The sequence below is a fragment of the Rhodococcus sp. PAE-6 genome (genome assembly GCF_025290685.1).
Taxonomy (GTDB): Bacteria; Actinomycetota; Actinomycetes; order Mycobacteriales; family Mycobacteriaceae; genus Rhodococcus; species Rhodococcus pyridinivorans.
Genome location: NZ_JAOCLZ010000006.1, coordinates 26,623 through 43,516 on the forward strand (window position 1 = coordinate 26,623; position 16,894 = coordinate 43,516).

The 16,894-nt window shown below is 68.0% G+C and carries 16 protein-coding genes and 1 riboswitch; of the genes, 7 read left to right on the forward strand and 9 right to left on the reverse strand.

The features are described 5' to 3' along the window. Nucleotides 1–49 precede the first annotated feature (49 nt). Both NVV99_RS13800 and NVV99_RS13805 read left to right on the forward strand, forming a co-directional pair. Nucleotides 50–400, forward strand: a complete 351-nt coding sequence (locus NVV99_RS13800; RefSeq protein WP_006554400.1) for an iron-sulfur cluster assembly accessory protein — start codon at nucleotides 50–52, stop codon at nucleotides 398–400. Between the two features lie 134 nt (nucleotides 401–534). Beyond that, the gene (locus NVV99_RS13805; RefSeq protein WP_024101300.1) at nucleotides 535–1,509 is read left to right on the forward strand and encodes a carbohydrate kinase family protein; all 975 of its coding nucleotides are present in this window, start codon (nucleotides 535–537) and stop codon (nucleotides 1,507–1,509) included. Between the two features lie 83 nt (nucleotides 1,510–1,592). On the opposite strand, the gene asnB is transcribed toward NVV99_RS13805, so the two are convergent. Next, nucleotides 1,593–3,518, reverse strand: coding sequence for an asparagine synthase (glutamine-hydrolyzing) (gene asnB, locus NVV99_RS13810; protein WP_006554398.1), 1,926 nt, complete (start codon nucleotides 3,516–3,518; stop codon nucleotides 1,593–1,595). 353 nt (nucleotides 3,519–3,871) lie between these two features. On the opposite strand from asnB, the gene NVV99_RS13815 reads away from it, so the two are divergent. Continuing rightward, nucleotides 3,872–4,948, forward strand: coding sequence for a cytochrome c oxidase subunit II (locus tag NVV99_RS13815; RefSeq protein ID WP_006554397.1), 1,077 nt, complete (start codon nucleotides 3,872–3,874; stop codon nucleotides 4,946–4,948). A 33-nt stretch (nucleotides 4,949–4,981) separates the two neighbouring features. Then, nucleotides 4,982–5,398, forward strand: a complete 417-nt coding sequence (locus tag NVV99_RS13820) for a cytochrome c oxidase subunit 4 (protein WP_006554396.1) — start codon at nucleotides 4,982–4,984, stop codon at nucleotides 5,396–5,398. Nucleotides 5,399–5,482: 84 nt separating this feature from the next. Here NVV99_RS13820 and NVV99_RS13825 read toward each other — a convergent pair whose 3' ends face one another. The 6 genes from NVV99_RS13825 to NVV99_RS13850 all read right to left on the reverse strand — a co-directional run bounded on the left by NVV99_RS13825 (nucleotide 5,483) and on the right by NVV99_RS13850 (nucleotide 11,677). Continuing rightward, the gene (locus NVV99_RS13825; protein ID WP_024101299.1) at nucleotides 5,483–6,493 is read right to left on the reverse strand and encodes a HEAT repeat domain-containing protein; all 1,011 of its coding nucleotides are present in this window, start codon (nucleotides 6,491–6,493) and stop codon (nucleotides 5,483–5,485) included. Nucleotides 6,494–6,497: 4 nt separating this feature from the next. After that, complete coding sequence (locus NVV99_RS13830) at nucleotides 6,498–7,181, reverse strand: HEAT repeat domain-containing protein (RefSeq protein ID WP_024101298.1); 684 nt, start codon at nucleotides 7,179–7,181, stop codon at nucleotides 6,498–6,500. 162 nt (nucleotides 7,182–7,343) lie between these two features. Then, nucleotides 7,344–9,005 (reverse strand): cytochrome bc complex cytochrome b subunit, encoded by a 1,662-nt coding sequence (locus tag NVV99_RS13835; RefSeq protein ID WP_024101297.1) that lies wholly within the window; start codon nucleotides 9,003–9,005, stop codon nucleotides 7,344–7,346. Further along, a complete protein-coding gene (locus NVV99_RS13840) occupies nucleotides 9,002–10,129 on the reverse strand; it encodes a ubiquinol-cytochrome c reductase iron-sulfur subunit (protein WP_006550010.1) in 1,128 nt (375 codons plus the stop codon). Before NVV99_RS13840 ends, NVV99_RS13835 begins: the two co-directional genes overlap by 4 nt. Beyond that, nucleotides 10,126–10,962 (reverse strand): c-type cytochrome, encoded by an 837-nt coding sequence (locus NVV99_RS13845; protein ID WP_174247132.1) that lies wholly within the window; start codon nucleotides 10,960–10,962, stop codon nucleotides 10,126–10,128. The genes NVV99_RS13840 and NVV99_RS13845 overlap by 4 nt, the downstream gene beginning before the upstream one ends. A 100-nt stretch (nucleotides 10,963–11,062) precedes the next feature. After that, nucleotides 11,063–11,677, reverse strand: coding sequence for a heme-copper oxidase subunit III (locus tag NVV99_RS13850; RefSeq protein ID WP_006550008.1), 615 nt, complete (start codon nucleotides 11,675–11,677; stop codon nucleotides 11,063–11,065). Nucleotides 11,678–11,851: 174 nt separating this feature from the next. Here NVV99_RS13850 and NVV99_RS13855 point away from each other — a divergent pair, with 174 nt between their 5' ends. Both NVV99_RS13855 and trpD read left to right on the forward strand, forming a co-directional pair. Next, entirely contained in the window at nucleotides 11,852–12,307 is a 456-nt protein-coding gene (locus NVV99_RS13855) for a hypothetical protein (protein WP_006550007.1), read from the forward strand. 63 nt (nucleotides 12,308–12,370) lie between these two features. Beyond that, a complete protein-coding gene (trpD, locus tag NVV99_RS13860) occupies nucleotides 12,371–13,450 on the forward strand; it encodes an anthranilate phosphoribosyltransferase (protein WP_024101295.1) in 1,080 nt (359 codons plus the stop codon). An 83-nt stretch (nucleotides 13,451–13,533) separates the two neighbouring features. On the opposite strand, the gene NVV99_RS13865 is transcribed toward trpD, so the two are convergent. Then, the gene (locus NVV99_RS13865; RefSeq protein ID WP_006550005.1) at nucleotides 13,534–13,809 is read right to left on the reverse strand and encodes an Lrp/AsnC family transcriptional regulator; all 276 of its coding nucleotides are present in this window, start codon (nucleotides 13,807–13,809) and stop codon (nucleotides 13,534–13,536) included. 32 nt (nucleotides 13,810–13,841) lie between these two features. Next, nucleotides 13,842–15,590 carry a DEDD exonuclease domain-containing protein gene (locus NVV99_RS13870; protein ID WP_024101294.1) on the reverse strand — a complete coding sequence of 583 codons (1,749 nt, stop codon included), beginning with the start codon at nucleotides 15,588–15,590 and terminating at the stop codon, nucleotides 13,842–13,844. 449 nt (nucleotides 15,591–16,039) lie between these two features. Then, nucleotides 16,040–16,204, forward strand: a riboswitch (cyclic di-AMP (ydaO/yuaA leader). A 15-nt stretch (nucleotides 16,205–16,219) separates the two neighbouring features. Between NVV99_RS13870 and NVV99_RS13875 the strand changes: the two genes are divergently transcribed. After that, nucleotides 16,220–16,801, forward strand: a complete 582-nt coding sequence (locus tag NVV99_RS13875; protein ID WP_024101293.1) for a C40 family peptidase — start codon at nucleotides 16,220–16,222, stop codon at nucleotides 16,799–16,801. Nucleotides 16,802–16,894 lie beyond the last annotated feature (93 nt).

Here is a 16,894-nt window from a genome sequence, read left to right on the forward strand (position 1 = left end):
GCGGTACCGTTGAACCATCGGGTTTCGACACGAACGACAGGGAGCGCCCATGACTGTGCAGCAAGAGACCGATACTCACGGCGTCATCCTGACCGAGGCCGCCGCTGCGAAGGCGAAGGCACTGCTCGATCAGGAGGGCCGCGACGACCTCGCACTGCGTATCGCCGTGCAGCCCGGAGGCTGTGCCGGTCTGCGGTACCAGCTGTTCTTCGACGACCGCACGCTGGACGGAGACCTCACGAAGGAATTCGCCGGTGTGACGCTCGCCGTCGACCGGATGAGCGCGCCGTACGTCGAGGGTGCGTCGATCGACTTCGTCGACACCATCGAGAAGCAGGGCTTCACCATCGACAACCCGAATGCCACGGGGTCGTGCGCCTGCGGCGACTCGTTCAACTGAGCTGAGGACGCACTTCGGAACCCCGGCGCTTCACGGCGCCGGGGTTCCGTCGTTTCCGCGGTAGTACCGTGGGACCGCTACGGCTCTCCGTGTGAGCAGCCACACCATCGACATCCGCGGAAAGGCTCAGCCACGTGACCATCGCCGTGACCGGCTCCATCGCCACCGACCACCTCATGCGCTTCCCCGGCCGGTTCGCCGAGCAGCTGCTCGCCGACCAGCTCGCGCACATCTCGCTGAGCTTCCTCGTCGACGACCTCGTCGTCCGGCGCGGCGGAGTGGGCGGCAACATCGCCTTCGCGATGGGTGTGCTCGGCGGAACGCCGGTGCTCGTCGGCGCCGTCGGCGCCGACTTCACCGAGTACCGCACCTGGCTCGAGGACCACGGGGTCGACTGCTCGTCGGTGCGGATCTCGCAGACCGCCCACACCGCCCGCTTCGTGTGCACCACCGACCTGGACATGGCACAGATCGCCTCGTTCTATCCCGGTGCGATGTCCGAGGCCCGCGAGATCTCCATCGCCGACGTGGTGAGCAAGCACGGTGTCGACCTCGTGCTCGTCGGCGCCAACGATCCCGACGCGATGATCCGGCACACCGAGGAGTGCCGCCGGCTCGGCGTCCCGTTCGTCGCCGACCCGTCCCAGCAGCTCGCCCGCCTGGACGGGCAGCAGACCGAGCAGCTCATCGACGGTGCCGAGTACCTGTTCACCAACGAGTACGAGTGGGGACTGCTGCTGCAGAAGACCGGTCTCACCGAGGACGAGGTGCAGGCGAAGGTCGGCATGCGTATCACCACCCTCGGCGGCGACGGCGCAAAGATCGTCGACCGCGACGGCAACCAGGTGCAGGTCGGTGTGGTGCCCGAGCGCGCCAAGGTCGACCCCACCGGTGTGGGCGACGCCTTCCGCGCCGGCTTCCTGCTCGGACACCGCTCGGGTCTGAGCATCGAACGGGCCGCGCAGCTGGGCTCGCTGGTCGCGGTGCACGTCCTCGAAACCACCGGCACGCAGGAGTGGACCTTCGACCGCACCGACGCCCTCAAGCGTCTCGCCGACGCCTACGGCACCGCCGCCGCCGACGAGATCGGCGCGGTTCTCGGCGCCTGAACGACGGAACACCCCGTCCTGGAAACGCGACGGCCGCGAACATCCCTGGGGATGTTCGCGGCCGTCGCGTACGGGTCGGGTGATCAGATCTCGACCGGGTAGGCCGGCTCCTGGATCTGCGGCACGATGCGCTTCTCCACGAAGATGCCGTGCCAGACCATGAAGCACAGCACCGTCCACAGACGACGGCTGTGATCGATCGGGCCGGTCCGGTGCTCGTCGAGCATCTTCGCCACCGCGCCCTTGTCGAGCAGGTGATCGGTCTGCGACTCGGCGATCACCTCGTGCGCCCAGTCGAACAGCTCCGTGCCGGCCAGCCAGTGCCGCAGCGGCACCGGGAAGCCCAGCTTCGCGCGGTGCAGCACGTGTGGCGGGACGATGCCCTCCAGCGCCTGCCGCAGCGCATACTTCGTCGTCTGTTTCGTGATCTTCTGGTCCAGCGGAACCTGCGACGCCACCCGGAACACCTCGGAGTCCAGGAACGGCACGCGCAGCTCGAGCGAGTTGGCCATCGTCATCTTGTCGGCCTTGACGAGGATGTCGCCGCGCAGCCACGTGAACAGGTCGAGATGCTGCATCCGTGCCACCGGATCCCAGCCGGCAGACTGCGCGTAGATCGGGGCGGTGACGTCCTGGTGCGTCCATTCCGGACGGAAGTCGCGCAGCACCGAGCGCAGCTGCGCGTCGTTGAAGCTGCGGGCGTTGCCGTAGTAGCGCTCCTCGAGCGTCATCGAGCCACGGTGCAGCAGGCTCTTGCCTCGGGTGCCCTCGGGGATGCGCTCCGAAAGCTTCCCGGCAGCCCGGCGCAGCGCCGGCGGCAGGAACTCGAACGGACGCAGCGACAGCGGCTCGCGGTAGATCGTGTAACCGCCGAACAGCTCGTCGGCGCCCTCACCCGACAGCACGACCTTGACGTGCTTGCGGGCCTCCCGGGCGATGAACCACAGCGGCACGAGCGCCGGGTCGGCCACAGGGTCGTCGAGGTACCAGATGATCTCGGGGATCGCCGCGGCGAACTCGCTGGGGGAGACCACCCGCACCACGTGCCGGGCACCGATCGCGGCCGCCGACTCTGCGGCGACGTCGACCTCGGAGTAACCCTCCCGCTCGAAACCCGCGGTGAAGGTGATGAGCTTCGGGTTGTGGCGCATCGCCAGCGCGGCGATGGCCGTCGAATCGATGCCACCCGAGAGGAACGACCCGACGGTCACGTCGGCGCGCATGTGCTTGGCCACCGAGTCCTCGAGGGCCTCGGCGATCTCGCGGTAACGATCCTGTTCGCGGCCCGCCGCGAACGGCCGGACCGGGAAGGTGGGATGGAAGTACCGCGTGATCTCCGGCTCGGCGCCGGGCGTGATACGCGCGTAGCAGCCCGACTCGAGGCGGCGGATCCGCCGGTGCAGCGTCTCGGGCTCGGGAACGTACTGCAGCACCGTGTAGTGCTCGATCGCACGAGGATCGAGCTCGGTGTCGATGCCGATCACGTCGGCGAGCTCCAGCAGACTCTTCTTCTCGCTGCCGAAGGCGGTACCGCCGGTGCCGGTCGCGAGGAACAGCGGCTTGATGCCGAACGGGTCGCGGGCGACGAACAGCTCGCGGGTGTGCGTGTCCCAGATCGCGAAGGCGAACATACCCCGCAGGCGCTGGACCGCGCGCACTCCCCAGTGGTGGTAGGCCGCGACGATCGCCTCGCTGTCGCCCTCGGTCGCGAAGGAGGTACCGAACGTCTCGGTGAGCTCCTTGCGCAGTTCGAGATAGTTGTAGATCTCACCGTTGAAGGTCAGCGCGTAGCGGTCGGGCTGCTCCGGCGGGCCCCAGCGCAGCGGCTGGTGCGAGTGCGCGATGTCGATGATCGACAACCGGTTGAATCCGAAGACGAGGTCGGCGTCGTGCCAGGTGCCGTGCTCGTCGGGGCCGCGATGGCGCAGGCAGTGCATCGCGGAGTCCACCTTCGCGACGGCGTCGTCGCTGGTGCCGTCAGTGGTCAGAAACCCGAGCAATCCGCACACGCGTGGGTTACCTCATTCCGGTCGGGGGTGTCGCGAAGAACCCCGGTGGGTGCCCAGCGCGGGACACCGCACCGCGCATGACACCGGGAACTACCACTCGGGGTCCGGCGTTGGTTCTACCGAAGTATGCCGCAGACGGTCGACATCGGGCAGCCGCGCCCGGACGCCACTGACGATCACTCGCCCGACAGGAGAAAACCGACGTCACGAGCCGGGCCTTCCGGTCGAAACGCCCAGTCCGACACTTTCTTCGTGCCCCGGCGATGGATAGCGCCCGGGTTTGGTCTACGCTGCGTAGTAATTGGGCCGGCCCTCCGGGTGTGCCCTAGTGGAATTGCGGCGATCAGGAAGGCGTGAACGTGGCGCAAGGTCGGATCCTTCGGCGGTTCGGGCTCGCAGCATCACTCGGCATTGCAGCCTTGGTGCTGACCGGGTGCTCGAGCGAAGAAATCCTTCGTTTCGGCTGGCCGGAGGGCATCACTCCTCAGGCCGAGCGTATGCGTGAACTGTGGACGTGGTCGGTTGTCGCCGCCCTCGTCATGGGAATTCTCGTGTGGGCACTCACCTTCTGGGTGATCATTGCCTACCGGCGTCGGAAGGACGATCCGGAGTTCCCGCGTCAGACGGCATACAACGTGCCGCTCGAGCTGGCTTACACCGCGGCGCCGTTCGTCGCCGTGTGTGTCCTCTTCTACTTCACGGTCGTGGTGCAGAACTACGTCCTGGAGAAGGAAGACAACCCGAACGTCGTGGTCGACGTGACGGCGTTCCAGTGGAACTGGAAGTTCGGCTACCGGACGATCGATCTGCAGGACGGCACGGCCCCTTACAACGGTATCGACGAGGTCGCCGAGGCGGCAGTCGCACAGGAGCCGTTCGACCCGTCCACCGCGCACGGTGAATCGGGTGAGGAGCACGAGGCTCCGGGAGCGATCCACGGCAAGCCCGCCGAGGACCTGTCCTACCTGCACTACGACAAGATCGAGACGATCGGCACCAGCGAAGAGATTCCGGTGCTCGTTCTTCCCACCGGGAAGCGCATCGAGTTCCAGCTGGCGTCCTCCGACGTCATCCACGCCTTCTGGGTGCCGGAGTTCCTGTTCAAGCGCGACGTGAACCCGAACCCGCGTGAGAACAACTCCGATCCGGTCTTCCAGATCTCCGAGATCGAGCGTGAGGGCGCGTTCGTCGGCCGCTGCGCCGAGATGTGCGGCACCTACCACGCGATGATGAACTTCGAGGTCCGCGCGGTCAGCCCGGAGGACTTCGCCCGGTACATCGAGCTCCGCAAGCCGGTCGAGGACGGCGGCGAAGGCCTGTCGAACGCTCGTGCGCTCGAAGCCATCGGCCAGAGCCCGATCGCGACCTCGACGACTCCGTTCAAGACCGACCGCACGGATCGGTCGGCGACCGTCGCCGCAGGCGAGTGACGGCCACCCCCTCCGACAAGGACAAGTGCTGATATGAAGATCGAAGCCAAGCTCTTCGAGGTCGTGACGGTGTTCTTCGTGCTCGTCGCCATCGTGTACGGCGTGTTCACCGGGCTCTCGGACAAGGGCATCGAATGGGCCGGCCTCACGGCCATCGTCCTCTCCGCCGGTCTGACCCTGATCGTCGGAACGTACTTCCGCTTCGTTGCTCGTCGTCTCGACACCCGTCCCGAGGACTACGAGGACGCCGAGATCAGCGACGGTGCGGGCGACCTCGGTTTCTTCAGTGCGGGGAGCTATTGGCCGATCCTGCTCGCCGGCGCAGCAGCGTTCGCCGCCATCGCACTGGCCTTCTACCAGCCGTGGATGATCGTCCTCGCGGTCGCGCTCATCATCGCGGCAGCAGCCGGCCTGGTGTTCGAGTACCACATCGGACCCGAGAAGCACTGAGCCGGTACCCTCGACCACACGGGCGCCGCACCTTCGGGTGCGGCGCCTGCGTCGTTTCCGTCGTCGTTCTCGAGGTTCAGTTCTTCAGGGAGCCCGACGCGTGGTGAGGACGACCCTCGCGGTCGCTGCGACCGTACGATTCGGATCGTCGGTCAGAGCCTCGAGCGCGTCGTAGGCGGCCGACCCGGGGATCTCCGCGAGTGCCTGCGTGAGACGTAGCCGGACACCGGCATCGTCCGAGCCGCCGAGCGCGTGCTGCAGCAACCGCACGATCTCGGCGGACGACAGCGGCCGATCTGCGAGCAGGCCGAGTACCTCGGCGGCCTCGACGTCCGACCGGCCCTCCACGATCATCTCCACGAGCACGGGGACGGCCACGTCCACCCCTCGCGCCCCGAGCGTCAGAGCCGCCGTGGAACGTGCTTTGGGATCGGTGTCGTCGAGGGCCCCCTCCAGGAGCCTCGTCGATTCGGGCACACGGAGTTCCGCGAGTGTCGCGATCGCCCGTCGCCGCACCGGCACCTCGTCGGAGTGAAGGCCCTCCGCGAGTGCCGGCAGCGCAGCGTCGAATGCCTCCGCTGCTCGGGCGAGCGACCAGCGCAGCGCGCCGGCGACGAACGGATCCTCCTCCGACAGCGCCGCCCGGACCAGCGCTGCGACCGGCAGCGTCGTGTCCTCGTCCTGGGACAGGATCGCCTGCTGGCGGCGGGAGCCGGAATCGGATTCGAACGCGCGCAACAGCGCGACGAGGCGCAGGACGTCGTCCCAACCGCTGGGGGAGGCCGAGTCGACGCCTTCGAGACGAGCGAGGAGTTCGGTCTCGGCGGCGATCCGTTCGCGCGTGTGCCGGATCAGCTCCTGCACCAGATCCGCCGGAGCGAAATCCGGTTCCCCCAGCGCACGTCCGACCTCGTTCAGCGACAGGCCGAGACTCCGGAGACTCTCCACGTGGAAGAGCCTCCTGAGGTCGTCCTCGGTGTACTCGCGGTAGCCGCCCGAGGTACGGCCAGTCGGCGTGACCAGCCCCAGGCGGTCGTAGTGCCGCAGCATGCGGCTGCTGACACCGGAGCGCCGCGAGACCTCACCGATCAGCACCGGCTCACTCCCGGATACCGTCCGCGCCGAGTGCGGCGACGCGTTTCGCCGACTCCACAGAGAGGACGAACGCGCTGTCGGGGTCGACGCGGATCCGTTCGGTGGCCTCCGCGTGAGCGCGGACGCGCGGGTCGGGGCTGTTCATCGCCGTGTCCAGGACCGGCGCCGCGGCCTCGTCGAGTGCCACGAGAGCGCGACCGAGGCTCAGTTGTAGGTCGCGGTCGCCGCGGCCCAGTTCGGCGCCGAGAGCCGCAGCGAGGCCGCTTTCCGAGCCCGGTGGCACGAGAGCGACCGCCGCGCGCCACGCGCTGCGTGCCACCTCGTCGTGCTCGTCGTGGAGCATCCCCGAAACCTTCGGCCATGCGACGGGATCGCCGATCTTCGACAACGTGTGCAGGGCCTGACTGCGTGCCTGCGAGACATCCGAACCGAGCTCGGCGAGCAGACGCGGCACGGTCACCCCGGCCGGCAGACGGCACAGCGCCCAGGTCAGCATGTCGCGGACGAAGAAGTCCGGCTCCACCGCGCACCGGTCGACGAGAGCGGTCACCGTTTCGGGATCGGGTGCGGTACCCGACTCGAGTGCGGCGCGCAGACGCACGGAGGCGTCGTCGGTGGACAGGGCCTCGACGAGGCGGGTGGACAGGGCCTCGACGAGGCGGGTGGACGGGTCCTGATGTGTGCGCATGGGAGGCACCTCCTTCACGACCCATTCGAGCGCTTGTCACAGTGTCAAGGTCAAGACGTACGCTCCGGACGATATCCGGTGGGGGATGGGAGAACCCCCGAACGACGAACGGGGCCCCGGACCGTGATGGTCCGGGGCCCCGTTACGAGCCGCTGATGCGGATCAGTGCTGCGACTTGTCGGGCAGCTGGGCTGCGCCGTCTCCGTTGCCGTGGACGCGCTCCTGGTACTCGCGGAGCGTGTTCCGCAGCTCGAGCTCGGCCTCGTGGTGGGCGGCCTCGAGAGCGGCGGCCTCGTCGGCCGGGTCCGGGCTCCACCAGCTGCCGGAGCCTGGCTTGCCGGCGGTGCCGAGCTTGTTCATCCGCTTCGGAACCGGGGCGGCCTGGTACTCCAGCGGGATCGGGTGGCCGTGCTCGTCCACCGGGCCGAGCGGCTGGTGGATCTCGATGTACTCGCCGGTCGGCAGGCGACGGACGATGCCCGTCTCGATGCCGTGCTCGAGCACCTGACGGTCGCTGCGCTGCAGACCCAGGCAGAACCGGTACGCGATGTAGTAGGCGAGCGGCGGGAGCAGGACGAGACCGATGCGGCCCATCCAGGTCGTCGCGTTGATCGAGATGTCGAACTTGTACGCGATGATGTCGTTGACACACATGATCGTGGCGACGGCGTAGAACGCCAGGGCCATGAACCCGATGCCGGTGCGGACCGGCACGTCGCGCGGACGCTGCAGCAGGTTGTGGTGTGCGTCGTCCTTCGTGAACTTCTTCTCGATCCACGGGTAGACCGTGAGCACGACGAACACCAGGCCCATGATCAGCGCGATCCAGAACGGCTGCGGGATCGTGTACCGGCCGAACAGGTACAGCTCCCAGGCGGGCCAGATACGGGCCATGCCGTCCGTCCACATCATGTAGATGTCGGGCTGCGAGCCGGCGGACACCTGCGACGGGTTGTACGGGCCGATGTTCCAGACCGGGTTGATCTGCAGCAGGCCGGACATCAGGGCGAGCACCGCGAAGGTCATCGCGAAGAAAGCACCCGACTTGACGGCGAAGACCGGGAGGATACGAACGCCGACGACGTTCTGCTCCGTGCGGCCGGGGCCGGGGAACTGCGTGTGCTTCTGGTACCAGACCAGCGCGAGGTGCGCGGCGATCAGGGCCAGGATGATGCCCGGGACGAGCAGCACGTGCAGGACGTAGAAGCGCGGGATGATCAGCTCACCCGGGAAGTCGCCACCGAAGATCGCCCAGTGCATCCACGAACCGATGATCGGGATCGAGAGCGTGATGCCCGAGAACGCGGCGCGGAGGCCGGTGCCCGAGAGCAGGTCGTCGGGGAGGGAGTAACCGAAGAAGCCTTCGAACATCGCCAGGATGAGCAGCAGCGAGCCGATCACCCAGTTGGCCTCACGCGGACGCCGGAACGCACCGGTGAAGAACACGCGCAGCAGGTGGACGACGATCGACGCTGCGAACATCAGTGCTGCCCAGTGGTGGATCTGTCGCACGAACAGACCACCGCGAACCTCGAAGGAGAGGTTCAGGGTCGTCTCGTAGGCGCGGGACATACCCACACCGCGCAGCGGCGTGTAGACGCCCTCGTAGATGACGTGCGCCATCGAGGGGTCGAAGAACAGGGTGAGGAAGATACCCGAGATCAACAGGATGACGAAGCTGTAGAGCGCGATCTCACCCAGGAGGAAGGACCAGTGGGTGGGGAACACCTTGTTGATCTGGCGGCGGATGCCCGCGGACAGGTGGTAGCGAGAATCGAGATTCTCGCCGATCTGTGCGGCGCGGGACGGGGTTGCAGTACTCACGGGCGACGCTCCCAGAATGCCGGGCCGAGTGCCTCGATGAAGTCACCGTTGGCGACCAGGAAGCCCTCTTCGTTCACTGTAATCGGAAGCTGCGGCAGTGCGCGAGCAGCGGGACCGAAAATCGGCTTGCCGTACTCCAGCGCATCGAACTGCGACTGGTGGCACGGGCACAGGATGCGGTGCGTCTGCTGCTCGTAGAGCGAGGTCGGGCAGCCGAGGTGCGTGCAGATCTTCGAGTACGCGAAGTAGTCGCCGTAGTTGAAGCTCTCCTGGCCCTTGCGCTTGACGACACGCTCGGTGTCCTCGGTGCGCAGGCGGATGAGCATGACGGCGTTGCGGATGCCGCGCAGGCTCTGCAGCAGAGCGTGGTCGTCACCGCGATCGGACTCGCGGAACGGGAACACCGTCTCCATACCGCCGGCGTCGAGGTCCTCCGGGCGCACCAGGACGATGTCCTGGGGGCGGCCGGTGTCGCGACGCAGGTAGATGGTCTCGCCGGGGTAGCGCGGAGTCCAGCCCGACACCCACAGCGACGACTGGTCACCCTCGGCCCACGGATTCTTGATCAGGCCGCCGAGCGGCATGATCAGACCGAGGCCGAGCGCGCCACCACCGAAGATCGCGGTGCGCTTGATCAGCTTACGGCGCGGCAGGGTGGACGTCTCGAGCGAGTCGGAGAGCTCGGCGACGATCGTCTTGCGATCGACCTCGGGCGAGCCGCCGTCGTGCCGATCCTGGATCGACACCTCCTCGGGGATGAACTTCTTGGTGAACTGCACCGCGCCCACGCCGATGCCGAGGATGGACAGACCCAGGGTCAGTCCGAGCATCGGGGTGTAGAGGCTGTACCAGCCGTAGTTCTCGTCGCCGATGCCCTGGTACTCCCACGGCCAGAACAGGTAGATCGCGATGAACGCGACACCCGCGATGCCCGCGAGGGCGAACCAGAATGCGACGTTGCGCTCGGCCCGCTTCTCGGCACGCGTGCCTTCGACGGGCCAGCGATCCTTGCGGAACGCGACGTCGACGCCGTCGAGGTTCGTGCCGAGCGTGACGAGATCGTCCCGGCTCATCCGGTCGAGATCTTCGACCGTGTGCTTGTTCGGCGTTTCGCCGCCACTCATGACCTTGCTCCGATCCACAGTGCAGCGCCGACGACGGCGACCATGCCGACGACCCACATGGTCGGCCCTTCGGCACCGGGGCCGAAGCCGCCGAGCCCGTAGCCACCCGGGTCTCTCGTCTCACTGGCGGACTTGATGTACGCGATGATGTCCTGCTTCTCCTCGACCGTCAGCTGACGATCGGAGAACTTCGGCATGTTCTGGGGGCCGGTGAGCATCGCGGTGTAGATCTGCTGCTCGTTGGCCGGATCCAGGTTCGGTGCGAACTTGCCGGACGAGAGCGCGCCGCCGCGTCCGGTGAAGTTGTGGCAGGACGCGCAGTTCTGGCGGAAGAGCTCCGAACCGCGTCCGATGTCGTTGCCGCGCAGTGACGACTGGGCGATCTCGCCGTTCTCGTCGCGGATGACCGTCGGGCCTCCACCGTTGGCCTGGATGTACGCGCCGAGCGCGTCGGTCTGCGCAGCGTCGAACTTCGGGTCCTTGCGGAGGGCCTGGGCCTCGTTGCGCATCATCGGCATGCGGCCCGAGGAGACCTGGAAGTAGACGGCGGCCTCGCCGACCCCGATGAGGCTGGGACCGCGGTCCTGGACGCCCTGAAGATTGACACCGTGGCAGGTCACGCAGGAGGTCTCGTAGAGCTGCTGACCCTCGCGGATCAGAGCGCTCTGGTCGTCCTGCGCTGTAGCCACCTGCGGGGCAGGTGTCAGCGCGGAGGCGATGAAGCCTGCGCTGAGGAGACCGAGCGCAAGGACCAACGCTCCGGTGACGCGCCGGCGCATCTTGCGCTGGCGGCGGGACTTCGCAGCATCGGCTGCAGAGGATCGACCGGGCATGTCACCCTCGGAGGCGAGAGGTGGGGATGAACTCATCTGTATCCCTTTTTTTATGTCGGGACGGACTGGACGTCAGGGGGCTGCCTGGGCGTTCAGCTGGCTAACGGATGAAATAAATCGTGGCAAACAGCGCGATCCAAACGATGTCGACGAAGTGCCAGTAATACGAAACGACGATGGCCGCAGTGGCCTGCGCAGGCGTGAACTTGCTGACCTTCGTGCGGAACAGCAGGAACACGAATGCGATGAGGCCGCCGATGACGTGCAGGCCGTGGAAACCGGTGGTCATGTAGAACACCGAGCCGTACACGCTGCCGGGGATGGTCGTGCCGTCCTTCACCAGGGTGATGTACTCGTAGCCCTGACCGAGCACGAAGAAGGTGCCCATGCCGAGGGTGATGATGTACCACCGTCGCAGGCCGAAGACGTCGCCGCGCTCGGCGGCGAAGACGCCCAGCTGGCAGGTGAAGGAAGAAGCGATCAGCACCATGGTGATCGGTACCGCCAACCACAGGTTCAAGTGGGTGGGCGGGGGCGGCCACATGCCCTCCGGGGCCTGTGCCCGTGCCACGAAGTACATGGCGAAGAGCCCTGCGAAAAACATGAGCTCACTGGACAACCACACGATGGTGCCGACGCTGACCAGGTTGGGCCGGTTCAACGAGTGCACGCGCTGTGTGATTGCAGATCCTGAAGTCCCTACTGCGCTCGTCACGCTGGCTAGTATGACCCGTCGTAGTACGTCTTGGGCAATCGGGGCCGAAATCGGCGCGTCCGTGCAGGTCCCGGACCTGTATTTCTCCAGGTGGGCACTCGGTGGCGGGTGCTCGGAGGGGTGTCACACGGGACATTTCGGAGGGTCGCGGAGGTCACGTGCGATCGTGGTGACATGAGTACCGGAAAGGGTGTTCGGGGGTGGCTGCGGTCCCTGATCGGTCGGCGCAGCGAACCGCTCGACGCGAACCGGCCCGACCTGGTCGTGGTCGTCTCGTCCTTCGACGACGCGGAGGCGTGTTCGACGGCGCTCGAGCGTGCCGCCGAGGCGACACCTGTGTGGCAGGCCGAGGACGAGGCGGTTCTGCGGCACCACCTCGCCCTGCCCGCCGACAGGGTGGACCGGGCGGCGGAACTGGCCGGGCAGGACGGCTACGTCGTGGCCGGGACCGGCGACGGGAACGTCCCAGCCGCGGCCGTCGCGGGCGCCTCGGTGATCCTGCAGCGCGTGCAGGTCCTCGATGCACTGCACTGTGCGCAGGAGAAGTCGCGCATGGCCTCGCTTGCCCAGCGGCTCGGTGGAACGGCCCTGGGATGGGACGCTCTGCAACCGCAGGATTCCGCTGGCTAAGCTGACCGGTCGGAGGGCACGCCGGTGCCCGGTGAGGAGCGAGATGCGGCGAGGGCAGGTGCGATGAACGCGACGCGAGACGCGGACGAGGTGACGCAGAACTGGCCCTCCGTCCTGGGAGTGCTCACGGCCGGGCAGAACCTGTCCGCCGCGGAGGCGCGATGGGCGATGAGCGAGATCTTCTCCGACAACGCCACTCCCGCTCAGATCGCGGCCTTCGGTGTCGCTCTGAAGATGAAGGGCGAGACACCCGAGGAGGTGCGGGCACTCGCCGACACGATGCTCGACTACGCCCGGTTGGTCCCGGTCGACGGTGACGTGGTCGACGTCGTGGGCACCGGTGGCGACCGGGCGAACACCGTCAACATCTCCACGATGGCCTCGCTGGTCGTCGCCGCAGCGGGTATCCGCGTGGTCAAACACGGCAACCGCGCCGCCTCGTCCAAGAGCGGCGGCGCCGACGTGCTCGAAGCGCTCGGAGTGCACATCGATCTCGGACCCGACGAGGTGGCCCGCTCGGTCGCCGAGGCCGGGATCGGATTCTGCTTCGCGCCGGTCTACCACCCGGCGCTGCGTTTCGCGGCCGCACCGCGCAAGCAGATCGGCATCCCGACGGTCTTCAACGTCCTCGGCCCGCTCACCAATCCGGCCCGCCCGAGCGCCGGCCTGATCGGGTGCGCCTTCGAACCGCTCGTCCCGACCGTCGCCGGTGTGCTCGCGCAGCGCGGCAATTCGGCGCTCGTCGTCCGAGGCGACGACGGTCTCGACGAACTGACCACCTCCACGACCTCGCGCGTGCACGTCGTCCACGGCGGCGAGGTCCGGGTCGTGACGCTCGATCCGCGCGATCTCGGTATCGAACGGGTTCCGCTCGAGGCGCTCCGCGGAGGTGACGCCACGGAGAACGCGGCGATCGCGCGGGCGATGCTGGCGGGGGAGACAGGGCCGGTGCGCGATGCCGTGCTCCTCAACGCCGCCGGGGCAATCGCGGCTTTCCGGGGCGTCGACGGCGTTCTCGAGGATGCCCTCACGGCCGGGCTCGAGACGGCGGCAGAGGCGATCGACAGCGGCCGGGCCACGGCCGTCCTGGAGCAGTGGGCCGAGGTCACCACGCGGCTGGGTGCCGGTTCCGGACAGAAATGACCGGAGAAGAGTAAGGACACACGAACGACGGGCCCGCACTGCATCGGTGCGGGCCCGTCGGTCGTCGGTGGTGCTGCGGGGTGTCAGTTCCCGATCGAGAAGCCGGCCTCGACGTCGGCGCTCGAGTACGACTGGAATGCGATGTGGGTGACGGTCTTCGTCACGCCGTCGATCTTGTTGATGCCCCGGGTGACGACCTCCGCGATCTTCTCGTGGTCGCGGACCCGGACCACGGCCACGAGGTCGACGTCGCCCGCGCAGGAGTACACCGTGTCGACACCGTCGAGGTCGGCCACCGCTTGCGCGGTTTCGGGGATACGGTTCGCCTCGGCATCGATCAGGACGATCGCGTTGATCATGGGGTCTCCTTCAACCTTCCTCGGGGATTGCATCAGCCTAAGCGGTGCGGGTCGTCGGCGGAGAGGAGCCTGCGGACCGCGCGGGCGTCGCGGGCGAGCTCGGCCCACGTGCTCCACCGGCCCGCACCCCGTGTCGGTTCGCACCAGCCCTCGCTCGCCCGGACGATGCGGATGCCCTCGCCGTCGAGCCATCGTGCGACCAGACCGATCTCCTCCGGGGACGCGCCCCGGAGCGGGCCGGGTGACGGCCGCACCGTCTCGGCCGCGGCGACGATCGCCTCGACGACGGGCATCGGGCGCACACCGCGCGGTGCCACTCCGGCGGACGCGAGACGACCGGCGCGCACGACGGCGAACTCCCACCCGCCCTCGGCCCGCGGTCGCGCGGCGACGAGTTCGTCGACGGCCGCCAGCGCCGCGAGGCGTTGCGTGCGCCGCAGCGCGACGAGGGCGGTGGCGAGGCGGTCGCGGAGGCGGGCGGCGTTCTCGAACAGCTGGTCGCGCACGAGGGCGTCGAGTCGCTGCTGCGCCGATTCGACGGCGTCGTCGGCGGTTCCGCGGACGACCGCGCGCGCACGCTCGACCTGGGCTGCGTAGGCGGAGGCGTCCTGGACCCCGAAGGCGGCTGCGGCGCAGCCCCCGACCGCGACGGGCGGGCAGCGGTCGCCGTGGCGGGCCGTACGGCCGATCCTGCGCGTGCACGTGCGCAGACCGCACATCTCCGCGAGCAGTGCCGCGACATCCGCGGCGTCGGCGCGCACCGAGAACGGGCCGACCGAGTCGGGTCCGGGGGTGCGGCTCACGGCGAGGCGCGGGAACGCCTCGTCGGTGAGGATGATCCACCAACCGCGCATCGGATATTTCGACCGGCGGTTGTAGGGAGGGGTGTGGGCCGCGATCAACCGGAGTTCGCGGACGCCGGCCTCGAGCCCGTGGGCGCATTCGACGTGATCGATGCGTGTGGTGAGCGCGACCATCTCGCGCAACCGCGGTCGCGTCTCGGAGCCCGTGAAATAGGTACGGACACGCCGGTGCAGGTCGACCGCCGTGCCGACGTACAGCACCTCGTCCGACGGGCCGCGGAACATGTAGACACCCGGTTTGCGCGGCAGATGCGCGGCGAGTGCGCGTTTGGCCCTCTGCTCGGCGGTGACCACCGGCATATAGTCGCGCAGTTCGGTGAGGCTGTGGACGCCCTGGTTGCCGACCCGTTCGATGAGGGCGTGCAGGACGTCCACGGTGGCGCGTGCGTCGTCCAGGGCGCGGTGGGTGGGCACGGTGGAGACCCGGAACAGTTCGGCCAGCGCGGACAGCTTCACCGACGGCGCTTCGTCGCGTCCGAGGACGCGGCGGGCCAGCTTGACGGTGCACAGCACCTGGAAGCGGGGCCACGCGAGTTCGCACTGCGCCGTGGCCGCCTCGAGGAAGCCGACGTCGAATCCGGCGTTGTGTGCGACGAGCACCGCTCCGGACGCGAATTCCAGGAAGGCGGGCAGCACCTCCTCGACCTTGGGCGCCGCATAGACCATCGCGGTGGTGATGCCGGTGAGCTGCACGATGTACGGGGGGATGGGTCGTCCCGGATCGACGAGGGTCGCGAACTCGCCGAGCACCTCGCCCCCGCGGATCTTCACCGCGCCGATCTCTGTGATGGCGTCCTCGGCTGCCTTCCCGCCGGTCGTCTCGAGGTCGACGACGACGAAGGTGGTCTCGCGCAGCGGAGTGTCGAGCTCGTCGAAACCGAGTTGCACGCCGAGGGCGGATGGTTGCGGCGAGGTCATGCGGCAGAGCCTAGGAAGCGTCACCGACACGCCGTCGAGCGGGCTTCGGAGCGGGGTTCGGAGCACGGGGAGACGAGGATCACACTGCGTTCTTTTCGGCTCGATGAAGGGTAAACGGAGGCCGGAGAACAGACCGATCGGCCTCCGGGAACGACAATCCGGCGAATCGGGCGCATCGCCTCGTCGACGGTCGATGAGTCAGCGTGCCCTGACCTGGTTCTTCCGGAAGGAACTCGGGTGAAACGGGCGCCGGGCCTCTCCCGAGCGGAGGTGCGCCGGACAGTGGCCGTTACCGCGCCGTTATCGGACCGTTGCCCCGCGACGGCATTCCTCCAGGGGTGGCCCGAGAAGGTCGGATCGCACGGCAAGGCGGTCGACTTCACCGATGCCGTTTCGTAATCTTTTCGAGACCGAGCGGAGAGTTTCCGCCCCACCCCCGGGTCGGAGCCGCACGGTTACCGCCTAATCGCTTCTCCCGTCTGCGGGAGCGGTGAGCCGGGGACCCACACGTAGTACTCGGGGTGAATCCCCTCCGCTGCTCGCGGGGAGGGGTAGGGCTGATCTTCCGGCCCGAATCCGTCAGCTAACTCGGTCGGCGGGTGAACGGAAGAAACGGAGAACGTCCCCTCGTGGTTTCGAACAACAGCACGCGCACCGTCCGGCGCGCACTCGTCGCCGGTGCCATTGCTCTCGGAGCAGTCACCGTCTCGGCCGGCCCGGCGATGGCCGAGCCGATCAACATTCCCGGTGTCGGAACGTTCGACCTCCCGGCCGGTGTGACCGTGCCGCCGGAGATCGCCAACATCGTTCCGCCGGCCCCCGAGGCCGCCCCCGCGCCTCAGTCCGGTTCCTTCACCGCCCCCTTCAGCTCTGTCGGCCAGCGCGCTGCCGACGCCGCGCAGTCGAAGATCGGTGCCCCCTACGTCTACGGCGCTGCCGGCCCGAGCTCCTTCGACTGCTCGGGTCTCGTGCAGTGGGCCTACAAGCAGGCCGGTCTGAGCGTCCCGCGCACCAGCTACGAGCAGGCCTCCGCCGGTGCCCCGGTGGACGTCGCGGCTCTGCAGCCCGGGGACGTCGTGTCGTTCTACGGCGGCAGCCACACCGGCATCTACATCGGCGGCGGCAACATCGTGCACGCCTCCACCTCGAGCCAGCCGGTCAAGATCGCACCGCTGAACTCGATGCCCGTCGACGGCGCCCGTCGCTTCTGATCGGTCGGCGCCCGTCGCTTCTGATCGGTCGGCGCCCGTCGCTTCCGATCGGGCTGAGCACCCCCGCTCCAGCGCCGACGCACTGCCCGAGGA

Bases quoted from the DNA above. Each gene is read 5' to 3' on its own strand.
- NVV99_RS13820 (WP_006554396.1), top strand. From the start codon at position 4,982: ATGAAGATCGAAGCCAAGCTCTTCGAGGTCGTGACGGTGTTCTTCGTG.
- NVV99_RS13870 (WP_024101294.1), bottom strand. From the start codon at position 15,590: ATGACCTCGCCGCAACCATCCGCCCTCGGCGTGCAACTCGGTTTCGAC.
- NVV99_RS13855 (WP_006550007.1), top strand. From the start codon at position 11,852: ATGAGTACCGGAAAGGGTGTTCGGGGGTGGCTGCGGTCCCTGATCGGT.
- NVV99_RS13840 (WP_006550010.1), bottom strand. From the start codon at position 10,129: ATGAGTGGCGGCGAAACGCCGAACAAGCACACGGTCGAAGATCTCGAC.
- NVV99_RS13865 (WP_006550005.1), bottom strand. From the start codon at position 13,809: ATGATCAACGCGATCGTCCTGATCGATGCCGAGGCGAACCGTATCCCC.
- NVV99_RS13845 (WP_174247132.1), bottom strand. From the start codon at position 10,962: ATGCCCGGTCGATCCTCTGCAGCCGATGCTGCGAAGTCCCGCCGCCAG.
- NVV99_RS13800 (WP_006554400.1), top strand. From the start codon at position 50: ATGACTGTGCAGCAAGAGACCGATACTCACGGCGTCATCCTGACCGAG.
- NVV99_RS13830 (WP_024101298.1), bottom strand. From the start codon at position 7,181: ATGCGCACACATCAGGACCCGTCCACCCGCCTCGTCGAGGCCCTGTCC.
- trpD (WP_024101295.1), top strand. From the start codon at position 12,371: ATGAACGCGACGCGAGACGCGGACGAGGTGACGCAGAACTGGCCCTCC.